This window comes from Dyadobacter beijingensis DSM 21582 (genome assembly GCF_000382205.1).
GTDB lineage: Bacteria > Bacteroidota > Bacteroidia > Cytophagales > Spirosomataceae > Dyadobacter > Dyadobacter beijingensis.
On the sequence record NZ_KB907786.1, the window covers coordinates 1,595,322 to 1,616,158 of the forward strand.

The following is a 20,837-nucleotide window of genomic DNA, read 5'->3' on the forward strand; positions in this document are numbered from 1 at the left end:
TTACCAATCCACGGTGAGCGTGTGCCATGGACCGTCTGTTTTGTAAGTCAGCGTCTGTCCGTTCACCTGGCAGATCGTCTTCGCGAGCGCGAGCCCCAGCCCGAGCGAGGCCGAATGCGTTCCCTCTTTGCGGAACCGCTCGAACAGCAGTTCCGGGTCGATGTTGATCGGCGTGCCTGTGTTGCGGACCACCAGCCTGCCCGGCGCGAGGGTAATGTCGATGGTGCCGCACGCCACATTGTACCGGATCGCGTTCGTGAGCAGGTTGTTCACCAGCACTTCGGCCAATGCGGGGTGCATAACGGGTCCCGTCGGCTCAATTTCCGTCTTCACGGTGATCTCCCGCTGCTCGATCAGATCTTCCAGGTCGCGCAGTTTCCGGTTGATCACCGGCACGAGGTTAATCGGTTCGGTACCCGCCAGAAACTGCCGGTTTTCTATTTTGGTAAGCAATAATAATGCCTGATTGAGCTTTGCCAGCCGGTTAGCCGCCTCACTGATCTCCGACAGCGCCACGAGCTGCGATTCTTTGAGGCTCTCGTCCTGAAACAGCCCCTCGATTTTCGATAATATCACCGCCAGCGGTGTCTGGATCTCGTGCGAAGCATTTTCGGTAAATTCTTTCAGGTTCTGGTAAGTGGCTGCGAGCCGGTCCGTAAATTGGGTTACGGATTGGTTAAGTTGTTGAAATTCAATAATCTGCTGTTTAGGAAAAGTCAGTACTTCGTGTTTTTCGAGCGCATAGGAGTCAAGCGCGTGTAATGTCTTGTAAAAGGGCTTCCAAAGCCGTCGGGAAAGCCGGCTGTTCATCACGAGAAGCGAAATGAGCAGCAGCGCAACGATAAAAGTTACCGTCATGACGACGGCCTTCATAAGCTCTTGACGCTGAGATAATAACTTGCTGATCGTTACCTGGTACATTTGCCCTTCGACTTGTTCGTAGAAAATGAGCTGGCGCCAGGGCTGGTATTCATTCGTCGACTTGTTCAGCATATTGCGTTCTACCGCCCGGATGCGGCCGGCGTATTCCACCGGTTCAATTTGCAGACTGTCACCGAGTTGGAGAATGTAAACCGGAAGCACGCCAAGGTGGCGGAGTTGCCAGCTTACCTTCGCCTGACTTCGAACCAGATCGCGGTTTACTTCCTGGTCGACCAGGTGGTTCACCGAAACATAAAACAGGACCGCGCCTAATGCGAGCACGCCGAGCGACGCACGCAGCTGATAGCGAAATATGCGTTCCAGGAGTTTCATTGCTCGCTGAATTTATAGCCGACGCCGTAAATGGATTTCAGGTAATCGGGGCAGCCTTTGTCCATGAGCTTCTTCCGAAGGTTTTTAATATGCGTATATATAAAGTCAAAATTGTCCATTAAGTCGGCATCGTCGCCCCAGAGGTGCTCGGCAATGGATTCCTTCGTGAGCACGCGGTTTTTGTTGGCGATCAGGTACACGAGCAGGTCGTATTCCTTGCGGGTAAGCACGATTTCCTGCTGTTCCACCTGCACGAGGTGCTCTTGCGGGTCGATCTGGATTTTGCCGAAGCGGATCTGCTGGCTCCCCTGGAAGTTTCGTCTGCGGATCACGGCCTGCACGCGGGCATTCAGCTCGGAGAGGTGGAACGGCTTGGTGAGGTAGTCGTCCGAGCCGAGGTTGAGGCCGGTAACGCGGTCGTCGAGTGAATTTTTGGCAGAAATAATGATGATACCGGTTTCGGGATAGCTGCGTTTGAGCTCCCGCACGGCATTAAGACCGTCGCCGTCGGGCAGCATCAGGTCCACCAGCACGCAGTCGTAGCGGTAAATATTGATCTTCTCCACCGCCGTCCGATAGTCTGCCGCCCATTCGCAAATGAAGTTTTCGCGCTGGAAATAGGTTTGAATGCTGGTAGCCAGCGCTTTTTCGTCCTCAATGAGCAGCAGTTTCATAGCCTTGTCTTTTGTACAAAGCAAACTACAAATTTTGGAGGAAATCTGAAGTGATCACTTCACGGTGCGTTTCGCCCAGTTGAAAATCGTCGAATATACCTCGTCGCGCACGGGTTGTTTAGAAAGAACAAGATCGTGCATGCCGCCCTGCACCGCCTGGATGCTGTATTGGCCGACGATATTCTGTGCCCGGAGCGCCACCTCGTCTACATTCAGGATGGCGTCGCCGGTGAAGAAAATGTCGCTCCACTTCTTTTCGTCGATGGATCGGGCCGCGTGCAGTACGAGTACCGGCTTGTTGATCTGAATGCCTTGCGCCACGCGCTCCTGGGCGTTGTGCACGGCGCGCAGCCACCCCAGGTTTACCGGCGGCGCGATAAACGGCTTCAATCCGAGGCTGTACGACCATTCACCGTGCGCCGTAACGTGCAGGCTTTCGCCGTAAAGCGGGTTGATACCCAGGTCGAAGTTCGATTCGGGATGTTTTTCAGCCCTTTTGATGAGCAAGGGCAATGCGCTTTTTTTGAGGCCTGATTTGATATTCAAGGTAAACATCGGGCTGTTCAGCAACACCGCGTCGAACTTTTCTTTTCCCACACGGTCGCTTGCATAAAGTGACGCCACGAGCCCGCCGAGCGAATGCCCGCTTAGGAGCACTTTTTCATTGCCTTCACCTTTGATCACGGCCAGTGCCGTATCGATATCGGCGTAATATTCGGCCAGATCGCGGACGTTATTAAACTTCTGATGGCTCAGCCACGACCGCCCGCATTTCCGCAGATCGACAGCGTAAAAATTGAAACCTTCCTTTAAATAACGCTCCGCCATTTCCTCCTGGAAGAAATAGTCGTTGAAGCCGTGTATGTACAGCACCGCTTTGCTGCTCTTCTCTGGCGTTGTTTTGCGGACAATGGTGCAGGTAACGCTGCCTTCATAGTCGGAAGGCTGCACGATGGTGGCCTGTTTGAAACCTTTACCCAGCAAATCTGCGAAATAGGTCACCTGCCCGTGGGCAATGCCGGTGTGCAGGACAATGATGAAGAGATAGAGAAGGCGATGTTTCATGGTAAGCATGCGCTGGGCGACCGTAAAGATATGTGCTGGGCGGTGTTGTGGCAACTATTCAATCTTTTTCAGTTCGGCACCGCGGTCGGGTTGCAGGTTCACTTTACCAAATTCTGCATTGGTGTTGTTTTCGATCGTGAAACCTTTGGCTATATCCACTTCGACGGTAACCGCATCGGCCGTGAACCGGAAGATATGGCCGCCGGAACGGTGGTCGTCCGCTAAATAATGCAAGTGATACCCCGGCACATTGGTACGAGCCAGGTAGGGCGGGAGCAGAAAGCCGCTGCAAATACCCTTCGTGTTTTTCAATTCAAAAACGACCTGATTTTCTTTCAAATGTGCCGATAGGGTCGTGTAGGGCCTGTCGGCCGGTTTTTCGGCGCGGGTGGTCATTGTCGGGAACGTACCGTGAATGCGTAATGCATAAATGCCGTTGGGATTGAGCAAATGCGTGAGCTGTTCCTGCACTTTTTCATAGGTAAGGCCCGGCCCTTCGAGCCGGATGATGGTGTCGGCTTTGAAAAACTTCACGAATGCCGCGGACGTGCTGTCCGTATCCGGGACTTCCTTTACCGAGCCATTATAGCTGACTTTGTACACATGCCCCTTATCAATCAGCAGCTCCCCGTCGACGCGGTTGAATGTGCCGACGCCGAAATCGCCCTTCTTTTTCAACTGCCCGATCGTGAGGTCGCCGTCGAATACGCCCGCCATGAGCGCGTCGATGATGGAATACTGGTACATGAAGTCCTGGTCGGCCGGCGCGGAATGCGCGCTCCTGGCCCGCTGGGCATGTGCCGGGGCGATGGAGGCTATGATCATGAATGCGGCGATCAGCCAATGATGGCGGATCTTATGGAATGGAAGCGGAGGTGTCATGCAGGCAAAGGTTTTCGGAAATCGCTACAAAAGAACGGATACGGGCGAATTTTTACAAAGTTATGGTAACCTGCCGGGTATATTTTGCAGAATAGCAGGGAAAGGCGCGCGGCAGTTGATAATTCAGAAAAAAAGGATCAATTTAAAAACTGCTAATATTCCTTCACCAATCACCAATTACACTGAAAATGAAAAGGTTTTTACTCCTGTTACTCGTTCCCGCGCTCTCGCATGCGCAACTCGCCCCACCTGTGATGTCGGACAAGGCCAAGAAGATCCACGCGGCCGCGCTGACGATCGACACCCACGCCGATGTGCCCATTAATATGATGAAAGAAGGCTTCGACGTGGCCGTGGAGCACGATTTTGAAAAGGACCGTTCACAGATCGATTTCCCGCGCATGGTCCGCGGTGGCATGGACGGGATGTTTTTCGCCGTGTACCTCGGCCAGGGCAAGCGTACCGAGGCTGCCAACGCCGAAGCGAAGCAAAAGGCGCTGGCCATTTTTGACAAAATACACGCGGCCGTGAAGGCGAACCCGCAGACCGCCGGCCTGGCTGTGACCTCGAAAGATGCTTACAGGCTGCAAAAAGAGGGCAAACGCGCCGTATTTATCGGTATGGAAAATGGCTGGCCGGTGGGCAGGGACATTACGAACCTGAAACTGTACTACGACCTCGGCCTGCGCTACATTACCCTCTCGCATTCGCTCAACAACGACATTTGCGACTCTTCGACGGACGGCGATGGCCCGGAATACAACGGGCTGAGCGCTTTTGGGGAAGATGTGGTGAAGGAAATGAACCGTCTGGGCATTATGGTGGACATTTCGCACGTGTCGGATTCTACTTTCTACGATGTGATCAAACTGACGAAAGCGCCGGTGATCGCCTCGCATTCGTCGTGCCGCGCATTGTGCGACGTGCCCCGGAATATGACCGACGATATGATCAAAACGCTGGCAAAGAACGGCGGTGTGATCCAGATCAACTTCGTGCCCGGCTTTGTGAAAAAGCCTTCCGAGCCGCACGAGATGTCGCTGAAAGCCCTGCGGTTGAAGATCCGTCAGACAGACCTTTCGGATGCCGATAAAAAGGCACTGCGCGATGAAATGAAGGCGATTAATGAGAAGTACAAGTCGGACATGCCTACCGTGCAGGACGCGGTGAACCATATCGAGCACGTGATCAAGCTCACGAGCGTGGACCATGTGGGCATTGGCATGGATATGGATGGAGGGGGAGAGGTGATCGGCTTGCAGGATGTGAGCCAGATCGGCGCCATTACGGAAGAGCTTGTTAAAAGAGGCTATTCGGCGAAGGATATCGAAAAGATCTGGGGCGGCAATATCATGCGCGTTCTGGATCAGGTAGAAAAGGCCGCCGGTAACATCTGATAAGCGCTTTAAGCCGTGCCCGGAGCAGTACTGAGGGAGTAAAAAATATATACATTTTAATAAATAGTTTAATAAAATTGTAAATCTTACGTCCTCGAACGGATTACACATTAATTGAAGAATTACAAATGGCTAAGTCAACCGGAAAGAAAAAAACAAACGCAACCATCGATCCTGCCGAAGAGGCCGGTACCCCCGTCGCGGCCCAGTCGGTGAGTGCGGTAGAAACCATTAGCCGTTTTACAGACTTCGATATACACCTGTTTCGTCAGGGCAAGCACTATAAGCTCTACGAAAAACTGGGATCGCATGTGATGGAGGTGAATGGCGTGGTAGGAACGTACTTCGCCGTATGGGCTCCCAATGCAACTTACCTGTCGGTAATCGGGAATTTCAATGGCTGGAACCACGGCGGTCATTCGCTGGCGCCGCGCTGGGACAGTTCAGGGATTTGGGAGGGATGGATACCGAATGTGGGGGTAGGTGAAGTTTACAAATACTATATCGTTTCCCAGAATGGCCAGCATCTCGAAAAATCTGACCCATTCGCGCTATGGTGTGAGGTAGCGCCTCGGACCGCCTCCATCGTGTGGGATACCTGGTATGAATGGGGCGATGCCGAGTGGATGAAGGTGCGCAAGGAGAAAAACAAGCTGAATGCGCCTATTTCAGTGTACGAAGTGCATTTGGGTTCCTGGCAGCGCGATCCTTCGGACCCTGAAAGGCATCTTACCTACAAAGAGATTGCCGAGAGCCTCGTGCCCTATGTGAAGGAAATGGGTTTTACGCATGTGGAGCTGATGCCGATTATGGAGCACCCGTACGCGCCATCGTGGGGTTACCAGATTACCGGGTACTTCTCGTGTTCGTCGCGCATGGGCACGCCGCAGGAGCTGATGTACCTAGTCGACCAGCTGCACCAGGCCGGTATCGGCGTTTATATGGACTGGGTACCGTCGCATTTTCCGGGCGACCAGCACGGTCTTTTCCGCTTCGACGGCACGGCGCTGTACGAGCACGAAGACCCGCGCAAAGGCTACCATCCCGACTGGAAAAGCTACATTTTTAACTATGGACGGGACGAAGTAAGGTCATTCCTGATCAGTAATGCGATATTCTGGCTCGACCGGTACCATTCCGACGGCCTGCGCGTCGACGCGGTAGCATCGATGCTATACCTTGACTACTCGCGCAAGCATGGCGAGTGGATACCGAATGAATTCGGCGGCCGGGAAAACCTTGAAGCGATTTCGCTGCTGCGCGAAATGAACGTAGCCGTATACACCGAATTTCCCGACGTGCAGACCATCGCCGAGGAATCCACCGCATTCCCGGGCGTATCGAGGCCGGTATTCGTAGGCGGGCTGGGCTTCGGGATGAAATGGATGATGGGCTGGATGAACGACACTTTGAAGTATTTCGAAAAAGATCCGGCATTCCGCAAATGGCATCAGGACCAGCTGACTTTCAGCCTGGTATATGCATTTTCCGAAAACTTTATGCTGCCTTTCTCGCACGACGAGGTGGTATATGGGAAAAAGTCGCTGATCAATAAAATGCCGGGGGACGAATGGCAGCGGTTTGCGAACCTGCGGCTGATGTTCACCTATATGTTCACCCACCCCGGTACCAAGCTGGTTTTTATGGGTGGGGAATTTGGTCAAACCTCCGAATGGAACTTTCAGCAAAGCCTCGACTGGCATTTGCTCGAATTTGCGCCGCACAAAGGCATTGCCGAATGCATGAAGGCATTGAACAAATTGTATAAGGAAGAACCGGCGCTGTTCGACTACTCGTTCTCGCATGATGGTTTCGAATGGATCGACACCCAGGACCGCGAAAACTCGGTGCTGGTGTACGCCCGCAAGTCGACCGACCCGGCCAAGAACCTGATCATCGCGTTGAACCTCACGCCGATACCGCGCAGGAGCTACCGCGTGGGCGTGATCTCCGAGGGAAGCTGGCAGGAAATATTCAATTCCGACGCGGAGCATTTCGGAGGCAGCGGGGTCATCAACTACGACCCGGTAACTGCGGAAAGCCACCAATGGCACGGAAAAGCGAACTCGCTGATGCTGGATCTGCCGCCGCTGGGCGCCGTTGTATTAAGAAAAGTAGCAGCTGCGCGAAAATAAGTGGCTGACAGGCAACGGTCCGGCGACTGATTGGTGTCTACCGTTTACTTATTTCGCAGACGATCTTTGGGCAGAGGCTGTGGTCTCTGCCTTATTTTTTTACCTTTGCCGATCAAAACATCACGAATCAAATGAAAAGTATCCGCTTAATAGTTCTTTTTGTTTTTCTAGGTTCAATACAAGTTTTTTCCCAGGATATATCCCGCGTTACATCGGGAATCGACGTTGGTCTTGGTTATAAGGACAAAGTTTGGGTTCCTTCCGTCACATATCATCAGGAGTTGAGCCTGAACAATTTTCGCTGGTTTCGGCTGGGCTGGGGCGTGCGGGCATGGGGCTATTACGCCGGCCGCACCGACATGTTCCCGAAGAGCAGCGCGCTTTCGTCCGACACGCTTAAATTCGGCCGTATTTCGGCTAATGGAGCCAGCTTCCTGGCCGGGGCGAACTTCCGGTTGTGGAAATTTGATATCGGCGCCAATACCGATCTTTTCGGTGTCGCGTTCGGCCTGAAACGGCGCGGACTGTATGCAGGCAGCGGCCTTTATGCCGGAGAGGGGGGCGAATATTATAACAAATACCTGGCCAGCAACCCGGCGACGGTGAATGTGCTGCCGCTCGTGATGGACAAGCAAAGCGGCCAATCGGAAGTTTATGTGCGGTTCTGGATCACAGACCAGATCGGCGTGAAAGTCGCTTACACGCACGGCCGGGTGACCTACGCAGCGCCTTACAAGCTCGATAATGGCCAGAAGCGCTATTCGACCACCTACGGCGTGCCATACGTGGCATTGTCGTTCCCATTGTACAATTGAGTAACCGAAGTCACATGGCAGAGAATCTGACCGATTCGCACAAATATAACCTCTGGAAAAACCGGCTGATCGCGAATGGGCTGGATATCCACCGCATCGACGAGCTGTATTCCCGCCGCAACGGTCACGGAGAAGTGCTGTTTTCGCTGCTCTATACGGACGCAACGACCCCGGAAGGCAACAAAATCCCCCCGATCTGCTTCCTGAAAGGGGAAGTGGTAAGCGTGCTCGTCTGCTTTATAGACATCGCGACCGGCGAGAAATACCTGCTTCTCGTGCAGCAGCGCCGCATATGCGACGGTTCGATGACCTACGAACACCCCGCCGGCATGCTCGACAGCGAAAGTGACGCGGCATCCGTAGCGGCCCGCGAGGTATTTGAAGAAACGGGCATCGCCGTCGAAAAATCACAGCTGATCAGCGTAAACCAAGACCCGTATTTTCCCTCCACAGGCACGAGCGACGAAGCGATGTACATGTTCTACTGCGAACTGGAACTGACCTCGGAGGCGATCCAGTCGTACCATAACACGGTACAGGGGCTACTTTCAGACCATGAATACATCAAGACATTCGTCGTCCCGTTCGCCGAAGGCCACAAGCTGATCAACAATGTAAACGGCGTGCTGCTGGATTATCTTTATTTGAAAAGCGTGGGCGACTGGGAGTTGCTGAAAAAGTTATAAATTTTCGGTGCGAATTTTTAAAACAAATCGGTGTTAATTTGGCCAAAATTCAAAATTGCGGCTATATTTGCACCCCGATACGGCCTGGAAAGGCCACTACTGCTCCCGTAGTTCAATGGATAGAATAATGGTTTCCGGTACCATCGATAGGGGTTCGAATCCCTTCGGGAGCACCCTAAGGGACAAGTCGTTTTTAAACGCATTTGTCCCTTTTTTTTGTGTTCTTAACTTGCTCGTTATCTGATAGATAAGATCGATCCCTTCGTTCAGCCGAGCGGTTCGATGTTCGATTCCGTCAAACGTCAAATTTTCTGGGAAGATCGAACCAATTATCTGTCTTTTTTCTTCAATAGTGCCTGATTTATAAAGCTTTGGCAGGTGTTCGAGTCCCGTGAGGATATGCTTTAAATATGCACCTATTTCTGCATGATCATCGGAAAAGCTGTTGAGCTTAATTTCAAGTTCCTCAATTCGTTTTGTGCAGAAGGATTTTACATGCTCAAAGTCTTCTGTCGCGATAAGCCCATCGACCAATTTGATCCGTGCATTTCGTAATCTTTCATTTATCTTGTCCAGTTCATCCACCAAATCACGCCGCTCCTTTTCCCGGATTTTCGTCTGTTCCTTGTAGCTGCTAAGCACCAAATCAGAATAAATTTTCATCCGGCCGGGACGCGCTACAAGCATCTTGAGCTGACGTTCGAACTTTTCATTTACGTCGTCCGCCTTAAATCGCACACCACACGACGAAGAACAGTGATAATAATAGTAGTAAGTGCTTCTTCCTTTCGATGCGCTTCCTGATAGCATTCTATCGCATTTGGTACAACGTAAGAACCCCCGGAGTGGAAGGTTGTCATCTGAAACGATTTTTGGCTTTTGAAAAGGATTCCGTTTTCGTCCGGAAATCATATCCTGCACTAAATTGAATGTTGATGGCGACACGATTGGCTCGTGCAATCCCTTCACGCGCTGTGCCTTTTCCCCTTCGAATTCGGGAATAAATATCTGTCCGCAATAGACCGGATTCCGAATTGCGAGCCAAAAGTTGTTTTTGCTGCACTTTAGCCCTTTTCTGACCGCTTGCTTCCACACTTGCTCGGTGTTAAATCTGCCTAATGCAAGCTCCTCAAACACCCATTTCATTATCGGTGCCTTATTTGTGTCAGGCTCAATTATTTTTTTCCCGTCAAATGACCGGGCATTACGATATCCTATCGGGGCGGTGGCAACCCAGCGTCCTTCTTTCTTGGCGCGCCGCATGCCGTGGAAGACATTTAACGCGCGACGATCATTCTCGACTTCGGGCGCAGCTAAATAGAAAGCAAGCATGATCTTGTTTTCTGGAATTCGGATATCAAGTGGTTGTTCGATAGCCTGTGGTTCAATACCTGCTTTGCGAAGGATATTAATCATTTGGTAGGCATCACCAGCGTTGCGACTGAACCGGTCCCATTTTGTAAATAGGATCTGATCAATCCGAAGTCGTTTATTCTCCCTTAATCGGGCAAGTAGAATTTGCCACTTTGGCCGCAAGAATGTTTTTGCCGAATGGTCCTCGAGGATCACTTCGGCAACTTCCACGGAATTGTATTTACACCAATTTCGCAACCTTTCCTCTTGATCTCGCTGAGAATAGCCTTTTTCCGCCTGTTCATCAGTGCTTACCCTGACATATAGAATAGCTCTGGACATGGTATTGATTATTTTGTTGACGAATTGCGCTTCGAACCAGAAGCCCTACGAAAATACTGATTAATGGCCAATGTAGCCAGGTGTTGCATCGATTCCAGCATCTTTTCTGCTTGTTCGATAGTTATATCTTCGCCGATATCTTTCAGGTGTTTGACGACACTCAATACTTGCTCATTGTTCAGTTCGCTTTGTTTTTCCATTCCCTCGTTCTTTTCTCCCAACCTTAATATAGGCCTGTGAAAACGGGGATCAAACACCCTTTCGATTTTCGAATGGGTCGACGCGGAGATGAACGTTCCGAAGAATAGCTTTGGTTATTTGCCCTTTGCCTGTGGAGTTCAGGAAGTTGAGTATCCTACCGGCAACGAAACAAATGTCGCATCAAGTTGTTTTTGATCTTGAATCGATACCTAAATGCTTGAAAATGAGAGACAAGATTGGGTGTTAAAGACGAAGTAATGTACGCAAATACGGTCGTTAAATCGTAATTTCAAGATTTTGGTGTTTGGCTGTATTTAGGTGTTAATTATTGGAGAAATGTCGATTCATGGTACACCAAATTCAAAAAAGTTCTGGTTAAACTGTAATTCATGTCCTAGGTACGTTGGAGGTCACCATAACTCTCATCAATTGTCTGTTTTCCACTCCGCCCTGGCGGCTTCAAAATCCCTTAGAAACTCTTTATTGGTAAAAAAGTAAGCCAACATCTTGTGAGAGATCTGGCGAGCAGTTTCATTATCACTTGGATAGTGGATCCCCAAGATCTCGCGTGAGCGTCTTATCTCTTCGGCAAGTTTAATGAATTCATTCCGGCGCTGTGGAAGCAGCTCACTCCATGTGTAGGCTTGCAGGAAAGCCCACAAGGTGTGCCCGCTTGCAAATGAGGGTGAGCCGATTCGTGTTAAAGGTTTTAGGTTTGGTTCAAGGTGATAAGGACGTGGACGGTTATAATGATACTTGATTGTAAATTCCATGATCCTCATGTCGCGCATGATCCCTTTAAGCAGTTTTGCCGTTTGTGGGTATCGGTCGGCAGTACAGGTAGCTCCCAGGATTTCACTTCCCTCAAAAAACAAATCTCTCAGGTTTTGGGCGTATTCAGGATGTGTTGGAATAAGATCAGTGGAAGGCCAATAGCCAATTGCACCCAAAAATTCGACACGTTTCACTTGCTCGGGGGACCGGCCTTGTTGCAGCTGAAGTAGGTAATCGAGCTCCTTCCGGGTCTGGTCAGACGAATTGGCAGGTGGTTCAACGCTGGTTTTCAGCGCTTCAACTTGCTGATCGGTCAAATAATAAGGCTTGGCAATTAAATAGATGGATGAACTGCCATATTCCTTCGGCGGATAATGAACAGTATCCATTCCAGGTCTCTGCGGGCTTATCCGGGCACTTAATGCATGCAATTGTTTATAGTGATCAGATATCGGCTCGGCTGCGTGTGGGTTTTGTGCTAGCACCAATGGAGCGATCATTAGCGCCAGAACAAAGAGAAAATAGGTTTTCATATCGAGCACAGTTTTAATTTAACTGCACCATGACGGATTAGGCTTCAAAAAGATGCATGCTCAGAGCAAAACTTTGTCGCATTTCAGATAGAAACCGCTGCAAAGTTTGACAATCAGACCTGACTTCGAAGTTTTCTACCCGGCCTGAGGCATCGAGCTCCAGATGGAAACATTCATAAAAAAGCCCGTGCATTTTCTTACGGGATCTTTGAATCCGGGATTTTGCAGTGGAAAGGTCCAGTTGCAATTCTGTGGCGATATCCTTTTGTGGAAGCCCGTCCAGCTCCAATGCCAAAGGCTTTGCATATGTTTCAGGCAGGCAGGTTAGTAAAGGCCGGACATAATCCGCCAGCTCCAAGTATGGGTTTTGCTCCGGATGTAAAGAAAGGGTACCGACATTTTCTGTGCACAGGCATTTTCCGATGGGCCTTCGGTAGTGATCGGTTAACGTGTTGTGCGCCAGTTGGAAAATCCACGAACGCAGATTTTGGACACGGTATTCAGGCCTTAGGCTGAGACCGTATATTTTAAGAAATATGTCATGAGCCAGATCCTCGGAAAGCATTTCGTCTTTGCTATGCTTTCGTAGGTAATTTAGAATCGTAAGCTGATAATCCTGCCAGTTTTCGACAACCTTCTTTAAAGTGTTCATGGCGAAACAATGGAATTCTATTGTTATATTGCGATAAACGTAAATGCGGCAATCCCCCCTGTACAGGGCGAATACCTAATGATCGTGATTTAGAACTTTACTTTGGAGAAAACATAGAATGTCTCCGTGGCAATTTGTTTGCAGCGCTCGTCGTATTTGGCTGTTTCCTGAGAAGTACCGTCAAATTGTTTTGGGTCGTCATAAGGGACAGCGACCCGAGCGGTTGCACCTTTTACAGCCGGACAAGCCTTGTCGGCTTGCGAACAGGTCATTATAGCGCAGAAGTTATTTTGAGGGTTGCTGCTGTCGTCATATTTCTTTGAGAAAGCTTTAAGCGGCTCTGTATCGGAAGCATAGCTTACATTATAGACAGGGTTTTTGCCTTCTGAGGTTTTGGTTATGTCAAATCCGGCCCTTTCACAGGCAGCGACCGCTCGCTCATTGAATGCGCTGGTCTCAGTGCCGCCAGAAAAAGTCTTCACTTTAGGGACGTCATAATATGCGGCAGCAGCTGCTGCCCAAATTTGCCCGAAATGGCTGCGTCTGGAATTGTGGGTGCAGATATAGGTCAGCTGCACTGGTTGGCCGGCATCCACCTGCTTTTGGATGTACCCGGTAATCTTGTCAAGCTCTTCTTTTCGGTCTTGAGGTATGTGTGAAAAGTCATTTTTTACTGAATTAATGTAGGAGGCCAGCTCTGGATTGAGGGATCTTTTACTGGTGGTGCTTTCACGTGGCATAATTGAAACTGTGCTTAAAAAGGTTACTATCAACAAATTGATCAGGTTCATATTTGGTTGTTGTCAGTGAATATGGAAAATCAATCGTAAAGATACGATTAGAATCTATCGAGCAAAAAAAAGTTTAAGCATACTAGGTTTCATGGATGTTACAGACTGAAAAAGTTTTCAAAAAAATCAATCGTAATATTGCAATTGAAAAATCAGTCTTTATATTTGCATCATGGGAGTTACGAAAACCGAAATATTCACCGAACAACAGAACCGGATTGCGGATCTGGCCAAAGCATTCTCACATCCGGCCAGGGTTGCGATTCTCCAACTATTGATTGCAAGGAAAGCCTGTGTTTGTGGTGACCTGGTCGATGAGCTCGAACTTGCGCAGGCGACCGTATCCCAGCATTTGAAGGAGCTGAAACGGATCGGGATTATTCAGGGGGAAATTAACCCACCCCGGGTATGTTATTGCATCAATCCCGAAGTTTGGGAGGAAGCACAAAAAACTTTCGGCTCTTTGCTTGAGACGTTTGCCCTCGCTACATCCTGCTGTAATTAAGCAGGGTATTTTTTTGAAAATATCAATCGTAATATTGCATTTAACCAATGAAAACCATGAGCCAATTAAATCCAATGACGTGGGGTGAATTTAAAAGCACTCTAGAACAAAATCCAGATTTACATCTGCAATTCCAGTATGAAGAAGGCAAGTTTGTAGACAGCTCTTACCACATTACCGAGATCAAGCAAGCGCCTATTGTTTCGGTGGACTGCGGCGGGATAATGAATAGCTGGACAGAGATTATCGTGCAGCTTTGGGAGCCTTCGGTGAAGGAGGTGGACCGCTCCATGAAGGTCAGCAAAGCACTTAAAATTGTCAACCTGGTTGAAAAAACGCTTCCTTTGGATCCGGACGCAACTGTGAAGATCGAATTTGGTAATTCAAAGTTTGATACGCGCCAGATGTATCCGGGTGAGTTTGCTGCCGATGGCGAAACATTCACAGTCAACTTGGTTCCGGACTTTACCCAATGCAAGGCGCTCACACGCAACCAGAGCTGCGGCACATCATCTGCGGAAGGCTCATGCTGCGCGCCTGCCCCGGTCAAACAGGAGCTGGAATTAGTCGCTTCTGAGGCGGTGTGCTGCGAGCCTGGTTCAGGATGTTGTTAATCAAGTTAAAGAATTATGAGCATTCAAATCGATAATGCCAGGCCGGAAGAAAAAGAATTGGTGGTCAGCTTACTAAAAAAAACTGACCTACTTACCGAAGATTTACCAGCCGGCCTGCGCAATTTTCTTCTGGCGAAACAAGACGGGACGCTTGTTGGCGTCGCCGGTCTTGAACTCTTCGGGCCCGTCGGCCTGCTGCGCTCAGTTGCTGTCAGTCCAACCCACCAGGGCAAAGGTATTGCCGGGCAGTTGGTCAGGCAGCTACTGACAGGTGCAGACGAACGAGGATTGGAAGCGGTATATCTGATCACAACCACAGCTGACCATTACTTTGAACGGTATGGTTTCGCGCCAGTGAACCGTGAGCAAGTGCCCGAGACCATTCAGCAGACCAGACAGTTTAGCACCCTTTGCCCATCTTCGGCTGTTGTCATGAAACGTAATTTAAAGCACCAAAACGCATGAACACCCCACGGCTTTCTTTTTTAGACCGTTATCTGACTTTATGGATCTTTTTAGCCATGCTTATCGGTGTGTCAATCGGCTATTTCTTGCCAGGCACACCTGATTTCATCAATCAGTTTAATTCAGGGCAGACAAACGTGCCGCTTGCCATTGGCTTGGTTCTGATGATGTACCCGCCGCTAGCAAAGGTGCGCTATGCCGAGCTGCCGAAGGTATTTAACAACACTAAGATTTTGGGGCTCTCACTGATTCAAAACTGGATTGTAGGGCCATTGCTGATGTTTGGCCTGGCCGTAATCTTTTTGCCTGATAAGCCCGAGTACATGACCGGGCTTATTATGATCGGCATTGCCCGATGCATCGCAATGGTCATTGTCTGGAATGACCTGGCTAATGGCGACCGCTTGTATGCTGCAGGGCTGGTCGCTTTCAACAGCATATTTCAGGTCTTATTTTACTCGGTATATGCCTACGTGTTTGTGACGATTTTGCCGCCTCTCTTCGGACTAAAAGGGTTTGAAGTTAATATTACCATCGGGCAGGTCGCCCAAAGCGTATTCATCTATCTGGGCATCCCATTTCTGGCGGGTATTATTTCCAGGGTCGTACTGACCATGCTGTTTAGCAAGGAATGGTACGAGAAAAAATTCCTTCCGGCCATCAGCCCAATCACGTTAATTGCCTTGCTATTTACGATCGTGGTCATGTTCAGCTTGAAAGGGCAGTTGATCGTCAGTATACCGTTTGACGTGCTGCGCATCGCGCTGCCGCTGACGATCTATTTTGTAATCATGTTTTTCTCTGCCTTTTACCTTTCAAAACGTGCAGGCGCGGATTATGCCAAATCAACATCGCTGGCCTTCACTGCGGCAGGGAATAATTTTGAGCTTGGGATTGCGGTCGCAATAGCGGTATTCGGCATTGATTCGGGTGCAGCGTTCGCTGCTGTGATTGGACCGCTGATAGAAGTGCCGGTACTGATCCTGATGGTCAATTTCGCGCTCAAACAGCAAAAGAAGTTTTCAGTTTAACTATTACAAACCGAATCCTTGACGAATGGAAACTGCATTTTTAATAACGATTATCCTATTGATCAGCTTTGCGTTGCTTGCCATATTTGACGGCTTTTATTTACACCTGGTCCGGTATAAACTTTACCTACACCCAGAGAGCAGAAACGAGCACATCACCCATACCATCAGGGCACTATTGTTTCCCTTGATCCTTTATTTTCTCTATTTGGGTAGCTCAGATCTCGCTTTCTATGTGGGCATTTCCTTGGTCGCGATCGACATTATCGTATTAGGTTTTGATGCATACATGGAAAAAGACAGTAGGGCGTTTATGGGCGGGCTACCCCGTTGGGAATACATTATCCATTTAATGGTAAATGGCTTTCATTTTGCATCCATTGCAGTTTTCCTGGTGATCAAGCTTCACCTGACGCCTGACGGTTTGGTGTTGATTAGTACCTTTTCAAGCCTTCCCACATACGGCATTTTTACCGGATTGGTCACGCAGTTAATCCCCGGGGGAATATTGATGGGGATTTTCCACGCTGCTCTGATGTTTAAGAAGCCGGTCGCCGTTTATGAGCGGGTTTGCAAGAAATTGAACTGCTGCCAGATGACTCATGGAGGTATTTGATCTGATCGTTATCGGTGGCGGACAGAGCGCGTTAGCTTGCGGCTACTTTCTGCGCAGGACAACGCTGAAATATATCATCCTGGATGACCAACAACATGGTGGTGGCGCTTGGCAACAGGGCTGGGATTCACTTAGTTTGTTTTCACCGGCAGAACAAAGCTCCTTGCCGGGTTGGATCATGCCTAAACCCGGAAGCGGGTTTCCTTCAAAACAAGATGTGCTTGATTATCTGAACGCCTATCAGGAAAGGTACCAAATCCAAATACAGCGAGGTGCCAAGGTAATGAGTGTCAAAAAGCTGGGCGGCATTTTTACGGTAGAGTCTGACCAAGGAAATTATCTGGGCAAGGTGATTATCTCGGCTACCGGTACTTTTCAAAATCCGTTCGTCCCCGATATCCCAGGAAAGCACTTGTTTACAGGCCAGCAGCTGCATTCATCCGAGTATAAAAACCCGCTTCCTTTCAAAGATAAATCCGTGTTAATAGTCGGCGGGGGAAATTCTGGGGCGCAAATCCTGGCCGAAGTTTCCACGGTGGCAACCACGGTTTGGGCAACAGCCAAAGAGCCACAATTCTTACCTGATGATGTGGATGGCAGGGTGCTTTTTGATGTGGCATCGGCCAAATACCATGCAATGAAGGAAGGGAGGGAGTTTAATGCGGCCCAGTACAACATAGGCAACATCGTGATGGTACCGCCTGTAAAGCAGGCCCGCGACCGTGGTGTGCTTCATGCACGCGAAACCTTCAAGCAGTTTTATAAAGACGGCGTTATCTGGCATGATGGCAGCAGCCAGCCATTTGATGTGGTGATCTGGTGTACTGGTTTTGGCTTTGCAACAGGGCACCTGAAAGATCTAGGCATCATCAATGAAGATGGAAAAGTCGACTGTGAAGGCACGAAGGCCTTAAAGTTAAACGGGCTCTGGCTGGTGGGTTATGGCAGTTTCACTGGTTTCGCATCTGCAACATTAATAGGGGTAGGCCGTTCGGCACGTCAGACTGTCACTGAGATTATTGAATACTTAAATAATGATTTATGAGAATTGCCCTTTTTTCAGATATTCACGCCAATCTTCCGGCATTGGAAGCATTTTTTAAGGACGTTGAAACCCGCGATACTGATGCTATTTACTGCCTTGGGGACTTGGTAGGATACAATATCTGGCCTAACGAGGTTGTAGACGAAATTAGAAAACGCGGGATACCAACCATAGCCGGTAATTATGATTTTGGCATCGGCAGAAGCAGTGACGACTGCGGGTGTGCTTATAAGACCGATGATGAAAAGGCTAACGGCAAGGTTTCGATTGCATTCACCAATGAGATTATGAAGAATGAGCAAAGAGCCTACCTTCGTACGTTGCCTGCCCATTTACGATTGGATTTTCATTTAAATGATAAGCCACTTTCAGTGCTGCTGGTACATGGTAGCCCCCGCCGTATCAACGAGTATTTATTTGAAGATCGCGACGAGAAAAGTATGCTGCGGATCATGGAGCAGGCTGGGGCAGATGTGATGCTTTTTGGTCATACGCACAAACCTTACCACAGGATCCTGGACTCAGTCGAGCGGGACGGCACTCATTATTTCCGTCACGCGATCAATATAGGCTCAGTTGGTAAACCCAAGGATGGTGACCCAAGAGGTGGTTATGTAATCCTGCACATCAATGCCGATGCGTCCACTTCCAGCAAGGAAAGTGTCACAGTTGAGTTTATTCGTTTTGAGTACGATGTTGAAAAAGCGGCCATGGCGGTGGAAGAAAGTATCCTTCCGGATGCATATGCGGAATCTCTACGACTGGGAAAATGAAAATAGCACTTCTATCTGATATCCATGCCAATCTTCCCGCTTTTGAGGCGGTGTTGGAAGATCTGGAAAAACAACAGCCTGACGCGGTTTACTGCCTGGGGGATTTGGTTGGCTACAACGTGTGGCCCAATCAGGTAATTGGTCTGATCCGAAAACATGGCATAGCTACGATAGCCGGGAACCACGACCTAAAAGTTTCAAAGATACTTCCTTCTAAAGGCGATTGCGACACTGAAGAAAACAGCGAATACGCGTATAAGCTGGTTGGAAGCAAGGAAAGGGACTATCTCTTAACACTCCCGAGGCATCTGAGGTTAGAATTTCAACTTAATGATCAACAGCTGCACATGCTGCTTGTCCATGGAAGCCCGAGAAGCATTAACGAATATTTGTTGCAGGAGCTATCAGAGGATTATATGGTGGATCTGGTAAAGGAATTTAAGGCCGACATACTTTGCTCTGGCCACTCACACAAGCCTTATCACCGTATCATCAATTCAGGTCAAGGCGGTAGCGACCAATTTCACCACCTGATCAATACGGGTTCTGTGGGTAAACCCAAGGACGGGGACGCGCGAGCATGCTATGTGCTTTTAACGATTGACCAATCAGCCGGCACTATGCTAAAGAATTCCGTTCAGTTGGAGTTTGTCAGGATTAAATACGATGTCGAAAAAGCCGCGCAAGCTGTTGAGCTGAGCCTGCTTCCCAATGCATTTGCCGATAGTCTCAGAAAAGCATATTAGCCCTAAGGAAAGTGTAAATGCTTCACCGTTAATTAAAGGTTTGTGAAGGCTAGATAAATCCATCACCCAAGGATGCAAAAGCATATTGACGAGTTAAAATTGCCAATGTATGCATCGTTCAGCTTGACGTTTGCACTGATGGGCGACGCGTTTTTGTATTCATTTTTGCCCGTGAACGCGCCCAGTATCCATGTGCCAATCATTTGGATCGGGACTATTTTGTCTATTAACCGCTTCACAAGGATCGTGCTTAACCCGTTAATTTTGCGCGTTTTCAGCCGCCAGGGTTTTCGTCTGCCAATGATCTTTGCGGCCATTGCCGCGGTATTTGCCACTGCGGGCTATGGTGCTGGTTTTGGAATCGCATCACTATTGCTGCTCAGGATCATCTGGGGTATATCGTATTCTATTCTTCGCGTCGGGGCAATCACCTATGCGATGGATTATCCTCAAACAGGCCTTGCCTTGGGAATGAGCCAAAGTATTATTGAATCCGGGCCGCTGCTAGCGCTTTTAATCGGCCCATTGCTTTTTGATGTGATCAGCCCGAAGTTGATATTTTTCGTAATTGCGCTCCTTTCAACGCCCGGAATTTATTTTGCCATAAAACTTAAAGAGAGGAACCGCACCCCAGGTCGGCAGTTCAGCTTCAAAGTATCTTTCCCCTCAATTTTTAACCGCTTGGCCTTCCTGGGTGCTTTTGCAGTCGAAGGCATGCTTGTGGTTTTGATCGGTGCCCTGTTGATGGGTGCACGGCCCAGTTGGTCAGCTGTTGAAATTACTGCCGCAGCTGCGGGGTGTCTGAGCTTTCGGCGGATTTGCTCCCTTTTGATTTCGCCGTTTGCCGGTTGGGCAGCCGATCGGTACGGACTCTCTAATATTTATTCAGGCTCTATCCTGTTGATTTGCTCAGGCTTACTACTGGCAACAAATGGCGGGTCAATTACCGGGTTAGTCGTTGTGTTTACGTTTTATAACGTTAATGCCTCTCTTGCGGCCGGGGCAGCGTCAGCAGGCAAAGACGATGTGACTCACGCAGTATCCGATAATGCTACATTCAGGGATGCGGGCTCCGCCTTTGGCGCGTTAGCAGGTGGCTTTTTACTGGCTAATGATCATCTACGCCTAATGTATGCGGCTATTGTTGTATTGCTCGTATTCTTCACCTGGAGATATCATCGACAATCTAACCAACTCGCCGCGTAAAAGGATAATATAGATATCGTCTATGGCAAATCCTCTCTGAATAATACGGTCGTTTTTCTGTACTCATTCAGCGTCCGGTATGAGGCGCCACAGACCCTTTCTATTGAAGCTCGAAGTCTTTACCTTAAGATTTCAGCGAGCGCCTTCTTTATCTTGCAGGTCGTGCCTTGGCTGGGTCGTCTAATTGAAGCGTAGAAAACCACTCCAGCGACATGCTCCGCTTTTTACCTGAAGTCATTCGGATAAAGATGCGATCGTCGTGAAACGGAACAGCCTCTCTGC

At 49.2% G+C, this 20,837-nt stretch carries 21 protein-coding genes, 1 tRNA gene and 1 pseudogene; 14 read left to right on the forward strand and 9 right to left on the reverse strand.

The features are described 5' to 3' along the window. The 4 genes from H144_RS0106610 to budA are packed head-to-tail and all read right to left on the reverse strand — an operon-like array spanning position 1 to position 3,875. Positions 1-1,254: a sensor histidine kinase gene (locus tag H144_RS0106610; RefSeq protein WP_019941266.1), complete on the reverse strand. Its 1,254-nt coding sequence runs from the start codon at positions 1,252-1,254 to the stop codon at positions 1-3. Beyond that, on the reverse strand, positions 1,251-1,928 hold the full coding sequence (locus H144_RS0106615) for a response regulator transcription factor (RefSeq protein WP_019941267.1): 678 nt from the start codon (positions 1,926-1,928) through the stop codon (positions 1,251-1,253). The genes H144_RS0106610 and H144_RS0106615 overlap by 4 nt, the downstream gene beginning before the upstream one ends. A 54-nt stretch (positions 1,929-1,982) precedes the next feature. Further along, the gene (locus H144_RS0106620) at positions 1,983-2,993 is read right to left on the reverse strand and encodes an alpha/beta hydrolase (protein WP_157504479.1); all 1,011 of its coding nucleotides are present in this window, start codon (positions 2,991-2,993) and stop codon (positions 1,983-1,985) included. A 54-nt stretch (positions 2,994-3,047) separates the two neighbouring features. Then, complete coding sequence (budA, locus tag H144_RS0106625; RefSeq protein ID WP_019941269.1) at positions 3,048-3,875, reverse strand: acetolactate decarboxylase; 828 nt, start codon at positions 3,873-3,875, stop codon at positions 3,048-3,050. 188 nt (positions 3,876-4,063) lie between these two features. Here budA and H144_RS0106630 point away from each other — a divergent pair, with 188 nt between their 5' ends. The 5 genes from H144_RS0106630 to H144_RS0106650 all read left to right on the forward strand — a co-directional run bounded on the left by H144_RS0106630 (position 4,064) and on the right by H144_RS0106650 (position 9,081). Then, positions 4,064-5,272 carry a dipeptidase gene (locus tag H144_RS0106630; RefSeq protein ID WP_019941270.1) on the forward strand — a complete coding sequence of 403 codons (1,209 nt, stop codon included), beginning with the start codon at positions 4,064-4,066 and terminating at the stop codon, positions 5,270-5,272. 128 nt (positions 5,273-5,400) lie between these two features. Beyond that, positions 5,401-7,407, forward strand: coding sequence for a 1,4-alpha-glucan branching protein GlgB (gene glgB, locus H144_RS0106635; RefSeq protein ID WP_019941271.1), 2,007 nt, complete (start codon positions 5,401-5,403; stop codon positions 7,405-7,407). A gap of 281 nt (positions 7,408-7,688) precedes the next feature. Continuing rightward, entirely contained in the window at positions 7,689-8,222 is a 534-nt protein-coding gene (locus H144_RS0106640; protein ID WP_019941272.1) for a hypothetical protein, read from the forward strand. A 14-nt stretch (positions 8,223-8,236) separates the two neighbouring features. Beyond that, positions 8,237-8,908 (forward strand): NUDIX hydrolase, encoded by a 672-nt coding sequence (locus H144_RS0106645; RefSeq protein ID WP_019941273.1) that lies wholly within the window; start codon positions 8,237-8,239, stop codon positions 8,906-8,908. A 101-nt stretch (positions 8,909-9,009) separates the two neighbouring features. Further along, positions 9,010-9,081 (forward strand) — tRNA-Arg (locus H144_RS0106650). Positions 9,082-9,865: 784 nt separating this feature from the next. On the opposite strand, the pseudogene H144_RS34810 reads toward H144_RS0106650, so the two are convergent. The 5 genes and pseudogenes from H144_RS34810 to H144_RS0106680 all read right to left on the reverse strand — a co-directional run. Further along, positions 9,866-10,603, reverse strand: a pseudogene (locus H144_RS34810) (recombinase family protein); the annotation flags it as partial. Positions 10,604-10,611: 8 nt separating this feature from the next. Next, positions 10,612-10,803 carry a hypothetical protein gene (locus tag H144_RS0106665; protein ID WP_019941274.1) on the reverse strand — a complete coding sequence of 64 codons (192 nt, stop codon included), beginning with the start codon at positions 10,801-10,803 and terminating at the stop codon, positions 10,612-10,614. A 426-nt stretch (positions 10,804-11,229) separates the two neighbouring features. Further along, entirely contained in the window at positions 11,230-12,111 is an 882-nt protein-coding gene (locus H144_RS0106670) for a phosphatase PAP2 family protein (RefSeq protein ID WP_019941275.1), read from the reverse strand. Positions 12,112-12,148: 37 nt separating this feature from the next. Then, positions 12,149-12,763 carry a sigma factor-like helix-turn-helix DNA-binding protein gene (locus H144_RS0106675; protein WP_019941276.1) on the reverse strand — a complete coding sequence of 205 codons (615 nt, stop codon included), beginning with the start codon at positions 12,761-12,763 and terminating at the stop codon, positions 12,149-12,151. A gap of 89 nt (positions 12,764-12,852) precedes the next feature. Continuing rightward, entirely contained in the window at positions 12,853-13,554 is a 702-nt protein-coding gene (locus H144_RS0106680; protein WP_019941277.1) for a low molecular weight phosphatase family protein, read from the reverse strand. A 172-nt stretch (positions 13,555-13,726) separates the two neighbouring features. Here H144_RS0106680 and H144_RS0106685 point away from each other — a divergent pair, with 172 nt between their 5' ends. The 9 genes from H144_RS0106685 to H144_RS0106725 all read left to right on the forward strand — a co-directional run bounded on the left by H144_RS0106685 (position 13,727) and on the right by H144_RS0106725 (position 20,555). Then, positions 13,727-14,059, forward strand: coding sequence for an ArsR/SmtB family transcription factor (locus H144_RS0106685; RefSeq protein WP_019941278.1), 333 nt, complete (start codon positions 13,727-13,729; stop codon positions 14,057-14,059). A 47-nt stretch (positions 14,060-14,106) separates the two neighbouring features. Next, a complete protein-coding gene (locus tag H144_RS0106690; protein ID WP_019941279.1) occupies positions 14,107-14,673 on the forward strand; it encodes a DUF6428 family protein in 567 nt (188 codons plus the stop codon). Positions 14,674-14,688: 15 nt separating this feature from the next. Next, the gene (arsN2, locus tag H144_RS0106695) at positions 14,689-15,138 is read left to right on the forward strand and encodes an arsenic resistance N-acetyltransferase ArsN2 (RefSeq protein ID WP_019941280.1); all 450 of its coding nucleotides are present in this window, start codon (positions 14,689-14,691) and stop codon (positions 15,136-15,138) included. Next, a complete protein-coding gene (gene arsB, locus H144_RS0106700; RefSeq protein WP_026350471.1) occupies positions 15,135-16,169 on the forward strand; it encodes an ACR3 family arsenite efflux transporter in 1,035 nt (344 codons plus the stop codon). The genes arsN2 and arsB overlap by 4 nt, the downstream gene beginning before the upstream one ends. A gap of 25 nt (positions 16,170-16,194) precedes the next feature. Continuing rightward, positions 16,195-16,785 (forward strand): hypothetical protein, encoded by a 591-nt coding sequence (locus tag H144_RS0106705; RefSeq protein WP_019941282.1) that lies wholly within the window; start codon positions 16,195-16,197, stop codon positions 16,783-16,785. Further along, on the forward strand, positions 16,772-17,830 hold the full coding sequence (locus H144_RS0106710; RefSeq protein WP_019941283.1) for an ArsO family NAD(P)H-dependent flavin-containing monooxygenase: 1,059 nt from the start codon (positions 16,772-16,774) through the stop codon (positions 17,828-17,830). The genes H144_RS0106705 and H144_RS0106710 overlap by 14 nt, the downstream gene beginning before the upstream one ends. Beyond that, the gene (locus tag H144_RS0106715) at positions 17,827-18,603 is read left to right on the forward strand and encodes a metallophosphoesterase family protein (protein ID WP_019941284.1); all 777 of its coding nucleotides are present in this window, start codon (positions 17,827-17,829) and stop codon (positions 18,601-18,603) included. The genes H144_RS0106710 and H144_RS0106715 overlap by 4 nt, the downstream gene beginning before the upstream one ends. After that, positions 18,600-19,349: a metallophosphoesterase family protein gene (locus H144_RS0106720; RefSeq protein WP_019941285.1), complete on the forward strand. Its 750-nt coding sequence runs from the start codon at positions 18,600-18,602 to the stop codon at positions 19,347-19,349. Before H144_RS0106715 ends, H144_RS0106720 begins: the two co-directional genes overlap by 4 nt. 72 nt (positions 19,350-19,421) lie before the next feature. After that, positions 19,422-20,555 carry an MFS transporter gene (locus H144_RS0106725; RefSeq protein ID WP_019941286.1) on the forward strand — a complete coding sequence of 378 codons (1,134 nt, stop codon included), beginning with the start codon at positions 19,422-19,424 and terminating at the stop codon, positions 20,553-20,555. The last annotated feature ends 282 nt before the right edge of the window (positions 20,556-20,837 follow it).

Coding starts and splice junctions, on each gene's coding strand:
- arsN2 (WP_019941280.1), top strand. CDS start 14,689: ATGAGCATTCAAATCGATAATGCCAGGCCGGAAGAAAAAGAATTGGTG.
- H144_RS0106720 (WP_019941285.1), top strand. CDS start 18,600: ATGAAAATAGCACTTCTATCTGATATCCATGCCAATCTTCCCGCTTTT.
- glgB (WP_019941271.1), top strand. CDS start 5,401: ATGGCTAAGTCAACCGGAAAGAAAAAAACAAACGCAACCATCGATCCT.
- H144_RS0106680 (WP_019941277.1), bottom strand. CDS start 13,554: ATGAACCTGATCAATTTGTTGATAGTAACCTTTTTAAGCACAGTTTCA.
- H144_RS0106615 (WP_019941267.1), bottom strand. CDS start 1,928: ATGAAACTGCTGCTCATTGAGGACGAAAAAGCGCTGGCTACCAGCATT.
- H144_RS0106710 (WP_019941283.1), top strand. CDS start 16,772: ATGGAGGTATTTGATCTGATCGTTATCGGTGGCGGACAGAGCGCGTTA.
- H144_RS0106675 (WP_019941276.1), bottom strand. CDS start 12,763: ATGAACACTTTAAAGAAGGTTGTCGAAAACTGGCAGGATTATCAGCTT.
- H144_RS0106685 (WP_019941278.1), top strand. CDS start 13,727: ATGGGAGTTACGAAAACCGAAATATTCACCGAACAACAGAACCGGATT.
- H144_RS0106620 (WP_157504479.1), bottom strand. CDS start 2,993: ATGAAACATCGCCTTCTCTATCTCTTCATCATTGTCCTGCACACCGGC.
- H144_RS0106725 (WP_019941286.1), top strand. CDS start 19,422: ATGCAAAAGCATATTGACGAGTTAAAATTGCCAATGTATGCATCGTTC.
- H144_RS0106645 (WP_019941273.1), top strand. CDS start 8,237: ATGGCAGAGAATCTGACCGATTCGCACAAATATAACCTCTGGAAAAAC.
- H144_RS0106705 (WP_019941282.1), top strand. CDS start 16,195: ATGGAAACTGCATTTTTAATAACGATTATCCTATTGATCAGCTTTGCG.
- H144_RS0106715 (WP_019941284.1), top strand. CDS start 17,827: ATGAGAATTGCCCTTTTTTCAGATATTCACGCCAATCTTCCGGCATTG.
- arsB (WP_026350471.1), top strand. CDS start 15,135: ATGAACACCCCACGGCTTTCTTTTTTAGACCGTTATCTGACTTTATGG.
- budA (WP_019941269.1), bottom strand. CDS start 3,875: ATGACACCTCCGCTTCCATTCCATAAGATCCGCCATCATTGGCTGATC.
- H144_RS0106665 (WP_019941274.1), bottom strand. CDS start 10,803: ATGGAAAAACAAAGCGAACTGAACAATGAGCAAGTATTGAGTGTCGTC.
- H144_RS0106630 (WP_019941270.1), top strand. CDS start 4,064: ATGAAAAGGTTTTTACTCCTGTTACTCGTTCCCGCGCTCTCGCATGCG.
- H144_RS0106690 (WP_019941279.1), top strand. CDS start 14,107: ATGAAAACCATGAGCCAATTAAATCCAATGACGTGGGGTGAATTTAAA.
- H144_RS0106610 (WP_019941266.1), bottom strand. CDS start 1,254: ATGAAACTCCTGGAACGCATATTTCGCTATCAGCTGCGTGCGTCGCTC.
- H144_RS0106670 (WP_019941275.1), bottom strand. CDS start 12,111: ATGAAAACCTATTTTCTCTTTGTTCTGGCGCTAATGATCGCTCCATTG.